Origin of the sequence: Cucumibacter marinus DSM 18995 (assembly GCF_000429865.1) — a bacterium.
In the GTDB taxonomy this organism is placed as follows: domain Bacteria; phylum Pseudomonadota; class Alphaproteobacteria; order Rhizobiales; family Devosiaceae; genus Cucumibacter; species Cucumibacter marinus.
Genome location: NZ_AUCR01000001.1, coordinates 531,900 through 551,509, shown reverse-complemented (window position 1 = coordinate 551,509; position 19,610 = coordinate 531,900). Strand labels below are relative to the sequence as shown.

Sequence of the window (19,610 nt, the reverse complement as noted above, 5' to 3'; positions counted from 1 at the left end):
CGCGCTACACGGGGCGCGGTATTTCTCACACCGGTTTTCCATGGCCCCGCCGCTTCTCACCCTCGCCGGAATCGAACTCACCATCGGCACCCAGAAACTGCTCGATGGTGCCGAACTCAGCGTCCATGCGGGCGACCGCATCGCGCTGGTGGGCCGCAATGGCTCGGGCAAATCGACCCTGATGAAGATTGCTGCCGGCCTGATCGAACCCGATGGCGGCGAGCGTTTTCTCAAACCCGGCACGACGACCCAATACCTGCCGCAGGAACCGGATCTGACCGGCTATCAAAACGTCGCGGACTTCGTGGAAGGTGCAATGACGGTCGGTCACGATCCCTACCGCGTGCCCTATCTCATTGGCGAACTCGGGTTGGATGGCAGCGCCGACCCGGCAACGCTTTCGGGTGGGGAGGCTCGCCGCGCCGCGCTCGCCCGCGCGCTGGCACCCGAACCCGAAGTGCTGCTGCTCGATGAACCGACCAACCATCTCGACCTTCCGGCCATCGAATGGCTCGAAGCCGAGCTCCGATCGATGAAGTCGGCGCTGGTCCTGATCAGCCACGACCGGCGCTTCCTCACAGAGCTGACCCGCAAGACCGTCTGGCTCGACCGCGGGATCGCCCGCGAACTCAATGAGGGTTTCGCCGGGTTCGAGGCCTGGCGTGACAAGACCCTTGAAGAAGAGGAAACCGCTCAGCACAAGCTCGATCGGCAGATCGTGCGCGAGGAGCACTGGCTGCGCTACGGCGTGACCGCAAGACGCAAGCGCAATGTCAGGCGGCTGGGCGATCTCAACAAGCTGCGCCAGCAGCGGCGCGATTATCGTGGGCCACAGGGTAATGTCTCCATGGCCGTGACCGAGGGCAGGTCCTCGGGCGCCATCGTCATTGACGCCGAACACCTTTCAAAAGCATTCGACGGCCAGCAAATCGTCGAGGACTTCTCGATCCGGGTCATGCGCGGCGATCGCATCGGTGTGGTCGGTCCGAACGGCGCCGGCAAGACCACGTTGATCAAGCTCCTGACCGGCCAGATTGAACCCGATGCGGGCACCATCAAGCTCGGCGCGTCGATCGAGCTGGCGCATATCGACCAGCGCCGCGCCGCTCTCAACCCCGACATCACGCTCAAGGATGCGCTCACTGGCGGGGGTACGGACCTTGTCCAAGTCGCTGGCGGCAGCAAGCACGTCATCGCCTACATGAAGGATTTCCTGTTTGCGCCCGAACAGGCAGGCACCCCCATCGGCGTGTTATCTGGCGGCGAACGGGCGAGGGTGGCGCTGGCTCGAATCCTCTCGTTGCCTTCAAACCTGTTGGTGCTCGACGAACCGACCAACGACCTGGACCTCGAAACGCTCGATCTGCTCGAAGAACTGGTCGCCGACTACAAGGGCACTGTGATCGTCGTCAGCCATGACCGCGACTTTCTCGACCGGGTGGCGACTTCGATCATCATGGCGGAGGGCCAGGGCCAATTCACCGAATATGCCGGCGGATACTCCGACATGGTCGCCCAGCGCGGTGGCGGTGTCTCGAAAAAACCCGTGAAACAGGCCGAAGCGGCCAAACCAGTGTCCAAGCCAGCCCAGGCACCCAGTGCGCCCAAGCCAAAGCGAAAGCTCTCCTTCAAGGAAAAGCACGCTCTCGAAACCCTGCCGGCGCGAATGCAGACAATCGAGGTCGAGATTGCGGAAGCCGAACGTCGGCTCGCCGACCCCGACTTCTACCGCAAGGACCCCGAAGGCTTCGACAAGACCTCGAAGGCCCACGCCGCGCTGCAGACGGAACTCGAAGAAGCCGAACAGCAATGGCTGGAGCTCGAAATCCTGCGCGAAGAGCTCGAAGGCTCGTGACCCCCGGCAAGTCAGGATGAGGTGAGATACTCGGTCTGGACGTTCCAACTCTCTCCACCGTCATCACCCGGTTCATCCGGGTGTTCCATGGGAGGCGGCCAGATGGACCACCCGAACAAGTCGGGTGGTGACGTCAGTGGTTGGAGAGGCGCAGGGCCACACTCTCTGTGCTGTCCCGACCAGCCCGCCGGCCAGCACAAAATGATCGCCCCATTCCCTGCGGACCTCGCAATTTGAGAGTGCTATAGCTTCGCCATGCAGTGGTCCTCCGAAGGTCTGATCATCGGCACGCGCCGGCACGGGGAAAACGCCATGATCCTGGAGGTCATGACGCCGGATCGCGGTCGCCATCTGGGCCTGGTACGCGGCGGGCGCTCGCGGCGCTATGCGGCGGTGCTGCAGCCGGGCAATTCTGTGCTGATCACCTGGCGTGCCCGGCTCGACGAGCATCTGGGCACCTATCAAGTCGAGGCCAAGACCCTGCGTGCCGCTGCGCTGATGGAGAGCCGCCGCCGGCTGTATCTCAGCCAGCTCCTTTGCGAGCATCTGCGCTTGCTGCCGGAGCGCGATCCCCATGAACGGCTCTATCTCGAGGCCCTCGCCATGCTCGACAACGAGGCTGATCCGCTCACGCTCGGGCGCGCGCTGGCGCGTTTCGAACTGCGGCTTCTGGACGATCTCGGCTTTGGACTTGACCTGACCAGCTGCGCTGCGACCGGGGTAACCCATGATCTGAGATTCGTATCGCCACGATCCGCTCGGGCGGTTTCGGCCGAGGCGGGCAAACCCTACGCCGACAGGCTCCTGCCCCTGCCGGCTTTCCTCACAGGGGCAGGGGATGCCGAACCGGGTGACCTCGCCGAGGCGTTTCGCCTGACCGGGCATTTCCTGGCTGTGCATATCTGGCAGGCGCGGGACATTTCACCTCCTGCAACCCGCGATCACCTCATTTCCCGCCTCGTCGAGCCGGTATAGTGAGTCACTGATTCGGAATTCTGACGAACGAGGCCATTCATGGGTGAGCAGTCGCCCCCCGATCACGGCAAGCTCGAGGTTGTGGACCTCAAATCGGCGCTCGAAGAGCGCTATCTGCAATATGCGCTGTCGACCATCACCCAGCGCGCACTCCCCGACGCCCGCGACGGGCTGAAGCCGGTTCACCGCCGCATTCTGCACGCCATGCGTCTTTTGCGGCTTGACCCGAGCCAGGGCTACAAGAAGTGCGCCAAGGTGGTTGGCGACGTCATCGGTTCGTTCCACCCGCATGGCGACCAGGCCGTCTATGACGCTCTGGTGCGGCTCGCCCAGGACTTCTCCATGCGCTACCCGTTGGCCGACGGGCAGGGTAATTTCGGCTCAATCGACGGCGACGGCGCGGCAGCCTATCGCTACACCGAAGCACGCATGACCGACGTCGCCATGCGGCTGATGGAAGGCATTGCCGAGAACGCGGTGGATTTCCGTCCGACCTATGACGGAGAAACCGACGAGCCGGTGGTCATGCCGGCCAATTTCCCGAACCTTCTGGCCAATGGCTCATCCGGCATTGCTGTCGGCATGGCGACGAACATTCCCCCGCATAATGTCGCCGAGCTCTGCGAGGCGGCCCAGCATCTGATCGTACATCCGGATGCCGAAACCCGGGACCTTGTGCAATTCGTCAAAGGCCCGGACTTCCCCACAGGCGGCATCATCGTCGACGATCAGGCCTCGATTATCGATGCCTATGAGACGGGCCGGGGCGGTTTCCGCGTGCGCTCCCGCTGGGAGAGTGAAGACACGGGCCGGGGCGGCTATCAGATTGTCGTCACCGAGATTCCCTACCAGGTTCAGAAATCGCGTCTCGTCGAAAAGATCGCCGAACTCCTGCTGGCCAAGAAGCTGCCCCTTCTCAAGGATGTGCGCGACGAATCCGACCACTTGATCCGGCTGGTACTGGAGCCCAAAAGCCGCACGGTCGATCCTGTCCTCTTGATGGAATCCCTGTTCAAGCTCACCGAGCTGGAAAGCCGGATTTCGCTCAACATGAATGTGCTCGATCATGGCACCGTGCCCCGCGTCATGGGGCTTGGCGAAGTGCTCAAGGCCTGGCTCAACCACCGCAAGGAAGTGCTGGTCCGCCGATCCAACCACCGGCTCGAACAGATCGCCCACCGGCTCGAAGTTCTCGAAGGTTATCTCGTCGCCTATCTCAATCTCGACGAGGTGATCCGCATCATTCGCGAGGAGGACGATGCCAAGGCGGTAATGATGGAAACCTTCTCCATCACCGATGTCCAGACCGAGGCGATCCTCAACATGCGGCTGCGCGCTCTGCGCAAGCTCGAGGAAATCGAGATCCGCACCGAGCATGAAAAGCTGACCGCCGAAAAGGGCCGGCTCGAAGCCTTGCTGGCCTCCGACAAGAAGCAATGGGGCGCGATCTCCGCCGATATCGCCAAGCTGCACGAGGATTTCGGACAGAAAACCGAGATCGGCAAGCGCCGCACCACCTTCGAAACCGCTCCGGAGGCCAATCTCGACGACATTCAGTCGGCGATGATCGAGCGCGAGCCGGTGACGGTCGTGCTCTCGGAAAAGGGCTGGGTCCGGGCCATGAAAGGCCATATCGAGGACCTGTCGAGCCTTGCCTTCAAGACCGGCGACAAGCTCAGCCTCGCAATCAAGGCACAAACGACCGACAAGCTCTTGCTGCTCGCGACCAACGGCAAGATCTACACCATCGGCGCAGACAAGTTGCCGGGCGGGCGCGGCAATGGCGAGCCGATCCGCATCATGGTCGATATGGAAGAAGGCGCTGATATCGTCGATCTTTTCGTCCATGTGCCGGGCACGAAGCGACTCTTGGCCTCGGATAAGGGCGACGGCTTCATCGCGCTCGAAGACGAGATGCTCGCCAACACCCGCAAGGGCAAACAGGTCATCAATGTGAAGACACCGGTCGAAGCGAAATGCGCTGTCGAGGTCACCGGCGACACGATCGCCGTGATCGGCCAGAACCGGAAGCTCCTCGTTTTCCCGCTCGACCAGTTGCCCGAAATGGGACGCGGCAAGGGCGTGCGCCTGCAGCGCTACAAGGATGGCGGTCTTTCCGACATCAAGACCTTCAAGGCCGAAGACGGGTTGACCTGGACCGACAGCTCGGGCCGCACCTACACCAAGGCGATGAGCGAACTCGGCCCCTGGATCGGCGAACGGGCCCAGGCAGGCCGCCAGCCGCCCACCGGCTTTCCGCGGAACAACCGGTTCAAGGGGTGAGACCTGCTATCTGAACGTGTCGGGTCCGATCATGTGCCGGCGTCATTACCCGACTTGTTTGGGTGACCCAGCAGAAGTGGTTTCGGGACCACCCGGATATACCGGGTGGTGACGAGAATGGATGGTGAAACTCGAAGCAGAGCAGTTGCGTCGCAACGCTCGGCGGGCCGAGACCTGTCAGTCCGCCCGCAGGGTGACATCCGCATAGACGGGATAATGGTCCGAAGCGCCGGAATCCGCGGCAAGCGTGACATGTGACACGGCCATGCCCCTGGTCATCAGATGATCGAGGGGCAGGAAGGGCGGAACGCCGAAGGGGATCGGCCAGGCGATGAAGCGCGAAAAGCTTTCCAGGTGACTGGCGACCGCCGCCGGAAAACTCGGCAGGAACCGGGTCTGGCGCTGAACGCGGGCATCTGTGGCAAACCGCTTCAATGCATATGAAAACGGGGTCGAATTGAAATCCCCACCCACCAGCACCGGTGTTTCAATACTGGCCAAACGAGCTGCAAGCTCTCGCATTTGCCCTTGCTGACGCTCGACCGGGGCGGGCCAGCGGAGGTGGGTAACGGCAACGGCAAATGGTTGGCCGGCGTCATCCGTCGTTTCGGCAAAGATTGCCGCCGTCCTTAGCTCAGGATTGGTTGAGGTCAAGCAGTCCTGTCCATCGAGGGGCGCAATCGGTCTCTTCGAATAGATGGCGAGATAGGAGCCGATCGGCTCTCGGCAAATGAGCTTGTGCGGGAAGCGGCGGTCGAGCTGATCTTCGATCTCTTCGCGTATAGAACTCCAGAACTCCTGTAGCAGGAGAATGTCGGGATCGGCATCGTCTATCGGCGCGAGGTTGGCGGTCGCGGGGCCGAAACTGGCATTGATGTTGAAAGTCATCACCCGCACGGAGCTTTGCGGCGCCGTGCTTGCCCGTGGGCCCGAACTGATGGCTTCGGGAAGAATAATCGCCGCAGATGCGGCAATGCCGATCAGGCCGATCCCGACAATGAACTGTCGCGCTTGACCCGGCTGAAAGAGAAGGCCCGCGGCGATGGTCGCAACGATCAGGGCCGGAAGCCAAATCAGTTGCCCGTGATTGAACAGGTCGAATGGCGCGTAGGCGAAACCCGCAAGCGCTGCAACACAGATCAGCGCCAGCCCCAGTGTGGTGAGGCTTGAACACAGCGCCAGAAAACGGCGGGCAAGCTTGGCCATCAGCGGTCATTGTCCTCGGGACGGGTCGTGGAAGGGCCGCCGTGACACCGTGGCGCCAATGCGGTCCGCGCACCGAAATACACAAATCCCGTCCGCAGTGCCATTGCCGGTCTCGCGATCAGGGCATTGTGGTTACTGAGCTTCGGTAGCGTTGGGTTCGCTGTCGAGGGCGAAATCCGCATAAACGGGATAGTGGTCCGAAGCACCCGAACTCGGCGCCCGGGACACGTTGGAGACGATAAGGCCCCGGGTCATGACGTGATCGATCGGCAGGATTGGGAAAGGCGCGAACAGGTAGCGCCGCATGATGCGCGAGGGAAAGCTCGTCAGAAACTGGGTCTGGCGTTCAAGACCGGCATCCTTGGAGAACTGGCGCAGCGCATAAGAGAACGAGGTCGAGTTGAAATCGCCGGCCAACAGGACGGGCGTATCGATGTCGCGAATAAGATCGGCCAGCAAAGCGCGCTGATCCGCCTGGCGCTGGATCGGTACCGGCCAGTCGAAATGGGTGGTGATGATGGTGAAGGGCTCGCCCGCGTCGTCCTGTATCTCCACCATGATCCAGGTCATGCGGGTCTCCTGGCCCGGCGGGTGGACGCAATCCTGCCCGTTGAGTGGTGAGAAGGGACGTTTGGAATAGATCGCCACGTTGCGCCGCTTGCCGCCATGGCAGGAAAGGAAATAGGGGAACCGCTCCAAGAGGTCGTCATGCAGGCGGTCTCGCGTCCAGGTCCAGTATTCCTGCAGCACCAGAATGTCGGGATCGACCTCGTCGACCGGAATCAGATTGTCCACCGCCTCGCCGTAACGGGTGTTGAAATTATAGGTCATGATCCGCAGAGTTTCTGCGCTGGTGGTCGGCCGCCCGGCCATGGCCCGCAGGCCTTCCGGCACCACCGTGGCCGCTGAACTGAGAAGGCCTACCAGGCCAATGGCCAGCACAAGGGCTTTGGTCGGCCCGCGTTGCATCACGACCGCTGCGAGCACAAGGGCAGGCACCAATCCAGCCAGAAACACCAGCTGACCGTGATTGAGCAGGTCGAACGGAGCGAAGCCGAATCCCAGCAACGCCGCGATCAGAATGAGCGTCAGGCCGGTGACGGCGAGCGAGACGGCGGAAGCCAGCAGCTGGCGGAAAACACGAAGGATCAAGAACGGGCACCCGGGCGAACAGACTTTGCCCTAGTCAACGCGCGTCCAATTCCGACCATCGGAAAGCACTTCGAGCGGGCGATAGCGTCCCTTGTACGCCATTTTGGGCGATTCCTTGACCCAGTATCCCAGATACACATAGGGCAGTCCGGCAGCCCGGGCCCGGCGCACATGATCGAGGATCATGTAATTGCCGAGGCTCCGCCCTGCCGCATCCGGATCGAAGAAGGAATAGACCATGGACAGCCCGTCGGGCAGTACATCGGTGAGGGCTGCGGCGACGAGCCCGGTGCGCGGCCGCCCCGGCAGGCGATATTCAACCACCATGCTTTCGACCGGCGTATCCTCGATCATGTATTCGTAATCGAGGAAGGACATGGCCGCCATGCCGCCATCGGTATGCCGGTTGTTGAGATAACGCTTGAAGAGTTCGTATTGCTCGGCAGAGGCCAGCGGAAACCGCTCCTCGGTCACCAGGTCAGCATTGCGCCTGGAGACGCGGCGCTGCGACCGGTCAGGTTCGAAAGCATCGACCGGAATGCGCGCGGACTGGCAGGCACTGCAGCTGTCGCAGGCAGGGCGATAGACGATATTCTGGCTGCGGCGGAAGCCATGCTGCGCCAGAAGGTCATGCAGCATATTGGCGCGCTTGCCGCCCAGATGCGTGAACAGCTTCCGCTCCTTGCGCCCATCGAGATAGGGGCAGGGGGTGGCCGCGGTCAGGTAAAACTGCGTTTGTTCGGGTTTCTGCTGAGACATGCCGCACTCACTGGTGAGGCGATTCTAGACGCCGTACCACCATGGTGCAACAACGCAAAACACGATCCAGACTAGGAAAACGAGGGGCAGTCCGGCAACCAGGAAATGTTTGAACTGGTAATGGCCCGGGCTCATGACCAGAAGGTTGGTCTGATAGCCGATGGGAGTCGCAAAGCTGGCATTGGCGCCCAGGATCACGGCCACGACGAAGGGAAGGGGATCAACGCCCAGCGATTTTGCCGCAGAAATGGCGATCGGGGTGAACAGCACAGCGGTGGCGTTGTTGCTCAGAACATTGGTCAACAGGGCCACAACCAGGAAGATGCCGCCCATCACGAATGCCGGTGGAACATCGCCCAGGCCGCTGACGGCGAGACTGGCGACAAGCTCGGCACCCCCTGTGACCTCGAGCGCGGTGGCCATGGCGATCGCCGAACCGACGAGCATGACGATCCGCCGGTCGACTGCGCGGCCCGCCTGCCGGATGTTGAGGCAACCCGCCGCGATCATGGCGAAGGCGCCGGTCACCGCCGCGATGACCGTTGGCACGAAGCCTGTCGCGATGGCGGCCACAGTGAGCGCAAAGATGCCTAGCGCCCGCTGCGCGTAGCGGTTGGACTGAACCTCAGACGTGCTCCACTCGAAAACGACGAGGTCCTGCAGACCGCGCAACCGTTTCACCTGCTTGGGATTGCCCGCCAGCAGCAGCACATCCCCGGCCTCGAGCCGAATTTCGCTGAGCGCCTGGCGCGGCATGCGGCTGCGCCGCTCGACCCCGAGAATGAGGCAGCCATGCTGGGCCATGAACCCGGCCTGGTTGACGCCATTGTTGATGAGCCGCGAGCCCGGCGGCACCAGCGCCTCGCACATCACGATCTCGGGCCGGCGCTCGTCGGTGCCCCCTGCGATCTCATCCGGGTTGTCAAAGGCGCGCCATTCCTTGAGCGCTTCGGTTAACCGGTCGCGCGTGGCAGCGAGGATGAGGGTATCGCCTGCCTGCAAGGTCAGGTCTTCGAAAGGGGGCACGTGGTTGATGCCATAGCGGCGCACCGCGCGCAGCGTCATGGTGGTGAGCGCCGGGAACATGCCCGCGACCGAACTCTGCCCGATCAGAGGATGGCCCGGCGTCAGGCGAACTTCCGAGATGAATTGAAGATTGCGCGAGGGCGCTGAATCATCCGCGCTCTCGCCCGCAGACGGCAACAGCTTCGGCATGACGAAAAGCACGTAAAGCGCACCGACCGACGCCATGGCCAGACCCGGCACCGTGAAGGCGAAGAAATCGAGCCCTTCAACCCCGGAATCGCGAGCCACGCCGGCGGCCAACAGGTTGGTCGAAGACCCGATCATGGTGGTCATGCCGCCAAGAATCGAGATGTAACTCAGGGGCATCATGATCTTGCGGGTCGAGACCCGGCGACGTGCCGCAACGGCCGCGAGCACGGGAATGAACATCACCACGACCGGCGTGTTGTTGATCACCGCGCTGATGATGCCGGCGGCAATCAGCACCAGGATCATCACGCGTCCGACCTGGCGCGGCCACAACCGCTCAAGATTGGCGGTGAACGGGCCGAGCGCATCGGTATGCATCAAGCCCTGGCCCATCACGATGAGGGCGAGAATCGAGATCAGCGCCGGATTTGCGAAACCGGCGAGCAGCGCTTCCGGTGTCAGCCCGGCATCAGGCGAGGCGGCGCCGATCAGCAGCAGCGCGACAATCGCGCCCAATGCCGAAACTTCCATCGCCACCCGTTCGGTCGCGAACAGGATGATGGCCACAAAAATGACGGCGAAGCTGAGCCAGGCCGCCAACATTGGAGAAAGAGAAATCAACTGCCCCATACCGCAAGGGTATCACGCAGCGCGCGCGCCGCGCCAAGGCAAATATGAAGGCCGGAAAAAGAAATCCTTTCCCGGCCTCACGTTTGGAAAATTGAGGTTTCCCTAGGGCTTAACTGTAGCGCCCGAATCTCTCGTTGAACTGCGGGTGGTCAGCGGCTTCCTCGGCCCAGAACCTCTCCATGGGCGAGCGGCGAACCATCAAGGTCCCGACAATCAGGTCGTGCAACATCTGCCGGCGCGGCGTGAACAGTGCGATCAGCTGCACGAAGGGGATATTGAGCGTCAACCAGAACACGATGACATGCAGGATCGCATGCCAGCCTTCGAGTGGCCGCGTGCGTGTCGGCGTCAGAACAATATCCATGAACTGCATGCCGAGCGTCGCCCGCGCTCGCGAGCCGAGCGTCACTGCGTAATAGAAGATGAAGACAGCCGGCACGACGATGAAATAGCCGAGCCATGCAACACCAAAGGTCAGGACCCCCGCAACAGCGAGGATCAGAGAGGCGACAATCAGGAGAATGCCGACGATGAGACAGTCGATGAACCAGGCGACGACCCGGCGCAGCAAAACGCCGTCGAACAATTCCGGTGACGTGCCCGGATCGGGAAGATCGTCGCGATAGAACCAGCCAAGCGAATTGGTCGCCATTGTGAACCCCTGCCTTTATGCCTTGTGAGCCATAAATGGGCGCAAACCGGCGTTTCGCAAGCCTTTAGAGGAAAAACCGGTGATCAGGCGTTGAGCTTACGCGCGGCCTCGAGCGCGAAATAGGTCAGAATGCCTGAACACCCGGCGCGCTTGAACGCCATCAGGCTTTCCATGACAATCGGATCGCGGGCAATGGCCCCGGCTTCCGCCGCATAAGCGATCATCGCGAACTCGCCGCTGACCTGATAGGCAAAGACCGGAACCGAGAAGCGCTCGCGCACGTCGCGCACGATATCGAGATAGGGCAGGCCCGGCTTGACCATGACCATATCCGCGCCCTCGACAAGATCCTGTTCGACTTCGCGCATCGCCTCTTCGCGATTGGCCGGGTCGAGTTGATATGTCTTCTTGTCGCCGACAAGCCGGCTGCCCGAACCCACCGCATCCCTGAACGGGCCGTAGAAAGCCGAAGCGTATTTGGCCGAATAGCTCATGATCATGACCTTCTCGAAGCCCTCGGCGTCGAGGGCATCGCGAATAGCGCGCACCCGTCCGTCCATCATGTCGGAAGGCGCGATGATGTCAGCGCCTGCTCGGGCCTGCACGATGGCTGACTTGACCATGATGGCCACGGTCTCGTCGTTGAGGATTTCACCGTCGACGACAATGCCGTCCTGGCCGTCTTCAGAATACTCGTCGAGCGCCGTATCCGCGATCAGCCCGATTTCCGGTACTGCATCCTTGATGGCAGCCATCGTCCGGCACATCAGATTGTCGGGATTAAAGACCTCGTCCGCGGTGCTGGAGCGCAATTCGCCCGGCGTGTTGGGAAACAGCGCAAGCGCGGGAATACCTTCGGCATGGGCATGCCTGGCCGCATCGACGGCCAGATCGATGCTCAACCGGTCGACGCCCGGCATGGTTTTGACCGGCGCACGCTCATTCTGGCCTTCGATCACGAAAAGCGGCCAGATCAGATCGCCCGGCGTCAGAACAGTCTCGGAAACCATCGACCGGCTCCACGACGCCTGGCGGGTCCGGCGCAGGCGGCGGCCATCGAGAAACGACATGTCGTGCCGGGGCAGGGCGCTGGCATCGCGGAAGGTCTTGGTCATCTTCGGCACCATTGGCTGGCGCGCGGCGCGCACCGTGAATATCTGTCCGGCACCGTATAGCAGGCGATTGTCCACGACAAAACAGCGGCCAAGGGCCGCGCCCGATCACGGGCTGCTTGCCGCCACCCCTTCGCCACGCTAGGCAGAGGCGGGGGATACCACATGAGTCTCAGCGCCGCCCCGATTTCGCGCTATGCGCGTATTGTTGCCCTGGTCGCGCTCGCGCACGGCCTGATCGATGGCGCGCGCATTTTGATGGGCTCGGGCAGCGGTCCTCAGCTGGCCCAGAACCACGAAGCCTTCTGGACCCTCGCTTCCTTCGTCGTCATCCGCCTGATCGCAGCCGTCGGCCTCTGGAACTACGCCGTGTGGGGCGCCATGCTCGTCGCGCTGGCCAATCTCGGCGAAATCATGTTTGCGCTTCTGCGGCCCGAACTCGTCGGCATCGGCATATTCGGACTGGTGTTGAGGCTCCTCATGCTCAGTGCCGCAATCCTGCTGCTGGCCTTCGAAAGGCACCTGCGCCGTCTCTCCGCCGACGAGGTTTGAGAACTGGTAAGGTTACAATTTCGTGACCCCTGGTAACCCTTCGGAAAGCCAAATATTGCCTTTTTTTCAGTAAGATATCCTTAAGTTTGAATCTTAAGCCGTTCTTGGGAGGATCGCCCTAATTTGACCTCATGAGACGCGAGACAATCGCGCAGACATTTGAGCAGTGAGGCAGAAACAATGGGTATCACCCCTATGGCCGTACAGGCCGCTACGCCCGAAGAACATGACGGGCTGAAGCCGCGTTATCTTGAAGCCGTCGCCCGTGTGGAACGGCTGCACCGCCGGCTTCTGGATCTCATCAAGGACGAATTCGACCGTATGGGCTGGGATGACATCAATCCCGTGCAGGCCCTCCTGATGTTCAATATCGGTGGCGAGGAACTGACCGCCGGCGAACTCAGGACCCGCGGTTATTATCTTGGATCGAATGTTTCTTATAATCTCAAGAAACTCGTCGACACCGGATACATCCATCAGGAGCGTTCACGAACCGACCGCCGTTCCGTGCGGATCAAGCTGACCCCGAAGGGCGAAGAAGTCGCTGAGGTCATCGATGAACTTTATGATCGCCATCTCAAGTCGATCGAGAAGGTCGGCGGGCTGAGCGAAGAGGAATTCGACGGGCTCAATACCGCCCTGGCACGCCTCGAACGCTTCTGGGTCGACCAGATTCTCTACAAACTCTGAGCTTTCACAGGGCCGCGCGGGGAAGTGCGGCCACTGCCTCCAGATCGGGCCCTCGTACGATGATTGTTGGCATCGTGCGGGGGCGCCGGTCGTTTGTGGCGCCCTTGCAACAGACAGCCGCAAATCGCGTTCAGTCGCCGTCAATACAACAAGTGTTGAATCGCCCGGTGACCGCCGTTCTTATTGCTGCCCCAGTTCGCCCATATCAGCGCCTCAAGCGATCAACCGCGGAACCGTACGCGCTCTCATCGGTTTGATCACCGGTGTAGGCCCTTCTCGTTGAGCCGGGCCGAATACAATGATATGTCGCGTGCTCCTTTTCGGGCGCGGCTGGTTGGTCAAGGACCGGAACCGGGGTCCTCAAATTGGGGGACCGAACTGTTGAGGCATCAGGAAATTCAAATGCGGCGTAACAAGTCTTCACTGGCGGCAATAGCGCGTGTGGCAACGCTTTCGGCGGCCTTTGCGGCCACCATGGGGCTGGCGGCAGCTCCGGCCATTGCGCAGACCCGCTCTCTGCTCGATCTGTTCACAGGCAAAGACGATCAGTCTCAGGAGACCATCCAGCTTGCCCAGAACCAGGTCATGCCCGGCGGCATGCCTCGCGAGATCGACACGTTCGAGCCGATCCTTTCCTATGACACCGCCTATAATTTGGCGCTCGCGATCAACATGTATGAGCAGATCGTGGCCAATGGCGGTTGGGGACAGCTGCCCCAGGAAGTTTACGGGCTTGTGCCTGGCCGCCGAAGCAAGGAAGTGCGCTACCTGCGTCGCAGGCTGATCATTTCCGGCGATCTCCCGCAGGAAGCGGGCGTCGACAGCCGTCATTATGACGAGCAGGTCGAGGCGGCTGTGCGCCTGTTCCAGGCCCGCCACGGCCTCAAGGTCAACGGTGCCATCGACCAGCCGACCTTCTTCTCGATGAATGTACCAGCCTCCGAGCGCCTGGCGCAGCTCAAGCTCAATCAGCAGCGCGTCGAACAGATCGTGACCGACAATTTGTCGGAGCGCTACGTGGTCGTGAATATTCCCGCTGCCTCCATCGAAGCGGTGGAGAATGGCACGGTCGTCCAGCGCCATACCGCGATTGTAGGGCGCATCGACCGTCAGACCCCGATTCTCGAATCCAAGATTCACCAGATCAACTTCAACCCGTACTGGCATGTGCCGAAAAGCATCATTCAGCGGGACCTGATCAAGTATGTGAACGAGAACCCGAACTATCTCGCCGAGCAGCAGATCAAGATCTATGACGGCAACGGCAACGAGATCCAGGCTTCCCAGATCGACTGGCATACCGACGAAGCGGTCAATTACCTCTTCCGCCAGGAGCCGGGCGCCGAGAACTCGATGGGCCATGTGAAGATCAACTTCTACAACAAGCACAACGTCTATCTGCACGACACCCCTCAGAAGTCGCTGTTTGGCGAAACCAACCGCTTTCACTCTTCGGGCTGCGTGCGTGTTGAAGGCGTTGAGGAACTGGTGGCTTGGCTGCTCGAATCGAACGGCTACGATGTGAACACCGTCGAAGCCACATTCAATTCGGGCGAGCGTCTCGATGTGGCGCTGAACCGGCAGGTTCCGATCCTGACGACCTATATTTCCGCATGGGCAAATCGCGCCGGCGTGGTACAGTTTCGCGATGATATCTATGACTTCGATGCGACAGGACAACTGGCTTCGCTCGAGCGGTAAACGCGCAACGCGCAACCGGATTCAGACATGAAACGCTCGTCCGCTCCGCCGGGCGAGCGCTTTCTGTTCGAGTTCCGCAAGGTCGGCACCCAGATGCGGGTGGCCGCCATCGACGATGCGACCGGCACCGAAGTCGTGATCGTTGCACCCCTTACAGCGTCTCAAAAGCAGATGCAGCTCACGGCTGCTGCCAAATTGCGCCGCCGGCTGGCCGACCGCGAATCCGAGAACGGCGGTTCCCGACCGCATTCGGACGGCAGACCGGGCCGCCTGGCCTGAGTACCGCTTTTGTTGGCTTCACCCTGAAGGGTGTGATAACGCTCTGCGCGTCATCGCCCTAGACATTGACCGATCCCACCCAAAACGAGACCGCAGATGACTGATCAGACCCCCGTGCCCCTTTCCGCCCGGTTCTTTTCCCGTTCGCTCGCCGAGGCCGATTCGGCCGTGGCCGACGCCGTGGGCAAAGAGCTTCACCGACAGCAGACCGAAATCGAGCTGATCGCCTCCGAGAACATTGTCTCGGCCGCGGTTCTCGAGGCCCAGGGTTCTGTCCTTACCAATAAATACGCTGAAGGCTATCCGGGCCGCCGCTATTACGGCGGTTGCCAATATGTCGATATCGTCGAGCAGCTCGCGATCGATCGCGCCAAGCAGCTCTTCGGTGCCGAGTTTGCCAATGTCCAGCCCAATTCTGGCTCGCAGGCCAACCAGGCCGTCTACCAGGCGCTGGCCAAGCCCGGCGACACTATTCTCGGCATGAGTCTTGATGCCGGCGGCCATCTGACCCACGGCGCCAAGCCCAACCAGTCGGGCAAATGGTTTAATGCCATCCAGTACGGCGTCCGTCAGCAGGACGGTCTGTGCGACATGGACGAGGTCGAGGCACTGGCGAAGGAACATCGCCCGCAGATTATCGTGGCCGGTTTCTCCGCCTATTCGCGCGTGCTCGACTTTGCCGAGTTCCGCCGCATCGCCGATGAGGTTGGCGCCTATCTGATGGTCGATATGGCCCATGTGGCCGGGCTCGTTGCCGGTGGCAACTATCCTAACCCCATGCCTTATGCGCATGCCGTGACGACGACCACCCACAAGACCCTGCGCGGGCCGCGTGGCGGGCTGATCCTGACCAATGACGAAGCGATCGCCAAGAAGATCAACTCGGCCATCTTCCCCGGCATCCAGGGCGGGCCGCTGATGCACGTCATCGCTGCCAAGGCCGTCGCCTTCGGCGAAGCGCTGACCGATGATTTCAAGCGCTACACGCGCCAGGTCGTCGCCAATGCCAATGTGCTCTCGGAAACCCTGGTGGCCGGCGGTCTCGAGATCGTCACCGGCGGCACGGACAACCACCTGATGCTCGTCGATCTGCGCCCCAAGGGCGTGACCGGCAAGGCGACCGAAGCAGCGCTCGAGCGGGCCAACATCACCTGCAACAAGAACGCCGTGCCGTTCGACCCGGAAAAGCCGGCGATCACGTCGGGCATCCGCGTCGGCACCCCGGCGGCAACCTCGCGTGGCTTTGGTGAGGGCGAGTTCAAGCTGGTCGGCGAACTGATGGTCGAGGTTATCGACGGTCTGGCCGGCAACGGCGAAGACAACAATGCGTCGGTCGAAGCTTCGGTGCGCGAACGCGTACTGGCCCTGACTGCGGCTTTCCCGATCTACGCCTAACACGGGAACTCACGTCGATGCGTTGCCCCTATTGCGGAAACGACGACACCCAGGTCAAGGATTCCCGGCCAACCGAGGATTCCAACGCCATTCGCAGGCGGCGCATCTGCTCCGCCTGCGGTGGGCGCTTCACCACCTTTGAACGCGTCCAGCTCCGCGACGTGACCGTGGTCAAGAAGTCGGGCCGCAAGGTGCCCTTCGATCGCGACAAACTCACCCGCTCGGTGATGACGGCGCTTAGGAAGCGCGATGTCGACCCCGAACGGGCCGAGCGGATGATCTCCGGCATTGTGCGGCAACTCGAAAGTCTCGGCGAGAACGAGGTGGCGGCCGAACAGATCGGCCTGCTGGCCCTCGACGGGCTGAAAAAACTCGACGATGTCGCGTTTGTCCGCTTCGCGTCAGTTTACAAGAATTTCTCGCATGCCGATGATTTCAAGTCCTTTCTCTCCGAGATGGATAGCGACGAGGAACCGTCTTCGGAAGACCTGAAGTGATCAGGAACGACGAGGACTGGGCATGGCTCGACGCTGCCGCGCGCATGGCAGCGCCATTCCTCGGCACGACCGCCGAGAACCCCACAGTGGGAGCGATTATCCGCGATCCCTTGGCCGGAAAGGTGCGCGGCGTCGGCGTGACAGCGCCGGGTGGCCGGCCCCATGCCGAAACCATCGCCCTCGAAAAGGCGGGAAAGGCCGCCGAACGCACAACGCTTTATGTCACCCTCGAGCCCTGCCATCACACCGGGCGCACCCCGCCTTGTGTCGACGCGGTCATCGAGGCCGGCATAGCGCGGGTTGTGATTGGTCAAATCGATCCCGATCCGCGCACGGCGGGGCAGTCCGTTTCCCGGCTGAAAGCGGCAGGCGTTGAGGTCGCCGTCGTCAAGGATCACGACGCGTCGCGGCGCCTGCATGAGGGCCACATCGCCCGGCAGACATTGGGCCGGCCCTTCGTCAGTGCAAAGCTGGCGGTGTCGCGCGACGGCATGATTGGCCTGCCGGACAGGGGCAATGTGCCGGTCACAGGGGAAGCGGCCCGGCGCTGGACACATATGCAGCGGGCGCTGAGCGACGCGGTCATGGTGGGCGCAGGCACTGCGCGTCTCGACAACCCATCACTGACGGTCCGAATTCCGGGCCTTGGGACACGCAAGCCGTTGCGGATCATTCTGGGCGGTGATCTGCCTGTTTCGCTCGGCCTTCTCACAAGCACCGCACAGACCCCGACATGGGTGCTCGGTGAGAGCACTCGGCCGCAGGACCTGCCAAAGGCCGTCGAGTGGATACCGGTCGGTGCCCGCGATGGCCGGCTCGACCTCGACCAAGCACTGGCCGAACTGGGCGAAAAAGGGATCTCTCGTCTGCTGGTCGAAGGCGGGGCGACACTCAACGCGAGCCTGCTCGAAGCGGGGCTGGTCGACCGCTTCTGCCTTCTCAAAGGCGCTGGCATGATTGGTGAGGCTGGCGTGCCGGCGATGCCCGGCCGCAGTCTCGAAGTGGCGCTGGCGGCGGCGGGACTGGAAAAGGTCTTTTCTCGGCCCTTGGGTGGCGACACACTGACCGTATTCGAAAGGAAGCGCTGATGTTTACCGGACTGGTCACCGATGTGGGGCGGCTTGTGGAGGCGGAGACCGGCAATGATGGCCGCCGCTTCCGCATCGCCACTGCCTATGATCCCGCAACCATCGAGATCGGCGCTTCGATCTGCTGCGACGGCATCTGCCTGACCGCCGTCGAGCGGGGCGGGGAGGCCGGCAATGGCTGGTTCGACGTCTTCGCGGCGGCCGAAACCCTGCGCGTGACAACTGCCGCCGAATGGCAGCAAGGGCGCCGCATCAACCTCGAACGCTCCCTCAAGGCAGGGGACGAACTCGGCGGCCACATTGTGTCGGGTCATGTCGATGCGGTCGCCACGATCGTTGAGACCGAGGATGTGGGCGAACAGCGCCGGATCGATATCGAGGCGCCGGCAGAGGTGATGCCGTTCATCGCCGCCAAGGGTTCGGTGGCGCTCAACGGGACATCGCTGACGGTCAACACCGTCACGGATCGCCAATTCTCGGTGCACCTCATTCCGCATACGCTTGAAGTCACCAATTGGGACGAATCTGCACCCGGTGGCCGGATTAATCTGGAAGTCGACCCGCTGGCGCGCTATGCAGCCCGCCTGATCGAAACCCTCAATCTCCCGAAGGCCGGACAATGAGCGACAATCTGCGCGTTCTGATCATCGAGGCACGCTTTTACGCCGACATCGCCGATGCGCTGCGTGATGGCGCCGAAACCGCCCTGCGTGAAGCAGGTGCCACCATCGACACCGTGGAAGTGCCTGGCGTCCTCGAAATACCCGCGGCGCTCGCAATGGCGCTCGAGGCGGGTGAACGCGGCACCGCACCCGCTTATGACGGTTTCGTGCTGCTGGGCTGCGTCATTCGCGGCGAAACCACGCACTACGACATTGTCGCCAATGAATCCGCCCGCGCCATCATGGACCTGTCCGTCGGATACGGGCTGGCCCTCGGTAACGGGATCCAGACGGTCGAAAATGCCGATCAAGCCTGGGCGCGTGCCGACAAGGCGAAGAAAGACAAGGGCGGTGGCGCCGCAAAGGCTGCGCTGGCGATGATCACCCTCAAACAGCGCCTGGGGCTCGATGATGAGTGACGAAAAACCCGCCCGCCGTGCCAATCAGCGCGGAACAGCCCGGCTTGCCGCCGTGCAGGCGCTTTATCAGATGGATGTCGGTGAGGCCCCGCTTGAGGACACGCTCGCCCAGTTTATCAGTTTCCGTCTCGGGCAGGAAATCGAGGGTGAACAGTATCTGCCTGCCGATTCCGATTTCTTTTCCACCATCCTCAAAGGGGTCGTCGCCCATCAGCTCGAGATCGACCCGCTGATTGACACTTCGCTGGTCAAGGGCTGGCCGGTCACCCGGATCGACACCACGCTGCGCGCCATTCTGCGCGCCGCTGCTTTCGAGCTTGGACACCGTCCAGATGTTCCGACCAAGGTGATCATCACCGAATATGTCGATATCGCCCGGGCCTTCTACGAGAGCGACGAACCTCGTATGGTCAATGGTGTTCTCGATACGATCGCCCGCTCCCTCCGTCCGGACGATTTCTCCGATTGATTGACTGAAGGGATAGGCG

Annotated in this window: 19 protein-coding genes; 13 read left to right on the top strand and 6 right to left on the bottom strand. The window is 61.9% G+C overall.

Features of this window, described 5'->3' with window-relative positions; genetic code table 11:
• Positions 1-40: 40 nt before the first annotated feature.
• The 3 genes from G489_RS0102835 to parC all read left to right on the top strand — a co-directional run bounded on the left by G489_RS0102835 (position 41) and on the right by parC (position 5,113).
• The gene (locus G489_RS0102835) at positions 41-1,855 is read left to right on the top strand and encodes an ABC-F family ATP-binding cassette domain-containing protein (RefSeq protein WP_029040239.1); all 1,815 of its coding nucleotides are present in this window, start codon (positions 41-43) and stop codon (positions 1,853-1,855) included.
• 255 nt (positions 1,856-2,110) lie between these two features.
• The gene (gene recO / locus G489_RS0102830; RefSeq protein WP_029040238.1) at positions 2,111-2,830 is read left to right on the top strand and encodes a DNA repair protein RecO; all 720 of its coding nucleotides are present in this window, start codon (positions 2,111-2,113) and stop codon (positions 2,828-2,830) included.
• 39 nt (positions 2,831-2,869) lie between these two features.
• Entirely contained in the window at positions 2,870-5,113 is a 2,244-nt protein-coding gene (gene parC, locus G489_RS0102825) for a DNA topoisomerase IV subunit A (RefSeq protein ID WP_029040237.1), read from the top strand.
• Between the two features lie 177 nt (positions 5,114-5,290).
• Here the strand turns inward: parC and G489_RS0102820 are convergent, their stop codons facing one another.
• The 6 genes from G489_RS0102820 to hemB form a co-directional block, all read right to left on the bottom strand.
• Entirely contained in the window at positions 5,291-6,319 is a 1,029-nt protein-coding gene (locus G489_RS0102820; RefSeq protein ID WP_029040236.1) for an endonuclease/exonuclease/phosphatase family protein, read from the bottom strand.
• A gap of 132 nt (positions 6,320-6,451) precedes the next feature.
• Positions 6,452-7,471: an endonuclease/exonuclease/phosphatase family protein gene (locus G489_RS0102815; protein ID WP_029040235.1), complete on the bottom strand. Its 1,020-nt coding sequence runs from the start codon at positions 7,469-7,471 to the stop codon at positions 6,452-6,454.
• Positions 7,472-7,501: 30 nt separating this feature from the next.
• Positions 7,502-8,230 carry an arginyltransferase gene (locus G489_RS0102810; protein WP_029040234.1) on the bottom strand — a complete coding sequence of 243 codons (729 nt, stop codon included), beginning with the start codon at positions 8,228-8,230 and terminating at the stop codon, positions 7,502-7,504.
• Between the two features lie 24 nt (positions 8,231-8,254).
• A complete protein-coding gene (locus G489_RS0102805; protein WP_081691366.1) occupies positions 8,255-10,048 on the bottom strand; it encodes an SLC13 family permease in 1,794 nt (597 codons plus the stop codon).
• 136 nt (positions 10,049-10,184) lie between these two features.
• On the bottom strand, positions 10,185-10,727 hold the full coding sequence (locus tag G489_RS18825; RefSeq protein WP_051332238.1) for an RDD family protein: 543 nt from the start codon (positions 10,725-10,727) through the stop codon (positions 10,185-10,187).
• A gap of 83 nt (positions 10,728-10,810) precedes the next feature.
• Positions 10,811-11,797, bottom strand: coding sequence for a porphobilinogen synthase (hemB, locus tag G489_RS0102795; RefSeq protein WP_029040232.1), 987 nt, complete (start codon positions 11,795-11,797; stop codon positions 10,811-10,813).
• 207 nt (positions 11,798-12,004) lie between these two features.
• Here hemB and G489_RS0102790 point away from each other — a divergent pair, with 207 nt between their 5' ends.
• The 10 genes from G489_RS0102790 (at position 12,005) to nusB (ending at position 19,591) form a co-directional block, all read left to right on the top strand.
• Entirely contained in the window at positions 12,005-12,391 is a 387-nt protein-coding gene (locus tag G489_RS0102790; protein WP_029040231.1) for a hypothetical protein, read from the top strand.
• 180 nt (positions 12,392-12,571) lie between these two features.
• Complete coding sequence (ldtR, locus tag G489_RS0102785) at positions 12,572-13,081, top strand: transcriptional regulator LdtR (RefSeq protein WP_029040230.1); 510 nt, start codon at positions 12,572-12,574, stop codon at positions 13,079-13,081.
• Between the two features lie 402 nt (positions 13,082-13,483).
• Positions 13,484-14,782, top strand: coding sequence for a L,D-transpeptidase family protein (locus G489_RS18820; RefSeq protein WP_035871213.1), 1,299 nt, complete (start codon positions 13,484-13,486; stop codon positions 14,780-14,782).
• A 27-nt stretch (positions 14,783-14,809) separates the two neighbouring features.
• Positions 14,810-15,061 (top strand): DUF6898 family protein, encoded by a 252-nt coding sequence (locus G489_RS18815; protein WP_051332237.1) that lies wholly within the window; start codon positions 14,810-14,812, stop codon positions 15,059-15,061.
• 96 nt (positions 15,062-15,157) lie between these two features.
• On the top strand, positions 15,158-16,456 hold the full coding sequence (glyA, locus tag G489_RS0102770; RefSeq protein ID WP_051332236.1) for a serine hydroxymethyltransferase: 1,299 nt from the start codon (positions 15,158-15,160) through the stop codon (positions 16,454-16,456).
• A 17-nt stretch (positions 16,457-16,473) separates the two neighbouring features.
• Positions 16,474-16,953, top strand: a complete 480-nt coding sequence (nrdR, locus tag G489_RS0102765) for a transcriptional regulator NrdR (protein ID WP_029040228.1) — start codon at positions 16,474-16,476, stop codon at positions 16,951-16,953.
• Positions 16,950-18,041 (top strand): bifunctional diaminohydroxyphosphoribosylaminopyrimidine deaminase/5-amino-6-(5-phosphoribosylamino)uracil reductase RibD, encoded by a 1,092-nt coding sequence (gene ribD, locus G489_RS0102760; RefSeq protein WP_029040227.1) that lies wholly within the window; start codon positions 16,950-16,952, stop codon positions 18,039-18,041. Before nrdR ends, ribD begins: the two co-directional genes overlap by 4 nt.
• On the top strand, positions 18,041-18,664 hold the full coding sequence (locus G489_RS0102755; RefSeq protein ID WP_035871211.1) for a riboflavin synthase: 624 nt from the start codon (positions 18,041-18,043) through the stop codon (positions 18,662-18,664). Before ribD ends, G489_RS0102755 begins: the two co-directional genes overlap by 1 nt.
• Positions 18,661-19,122 (top strand): 6,7-dimethyl-8-ribityllumazine synthase, encoded by a 462-nt coding sequence (gene ribH, locus G489_RS0102750; protein WP_029040225.1) that lies wholly within the window; start codon positions 18,661-18,663, stop codon positions 19,120-19,122. Before G489_RS0102755 ends, ribH begins: the two co-directional genes overlap by 4 nt.
• Positions 19,112-19,591, top strand: coding sequence for a transcription antitermination factor NusB (nusB, locus tag G489_RS0102745; RefSeq protein WP_035871210.1), 480 nt, complete (start codon positions 19,112-19,114; stop codon positions 19,589-19,591). Before ribH ends, nusB begins: the two co-directional genes overlap by 11 nt.
• Positions 19,592-19,610 lie beyond the last annotated feature (19 nt).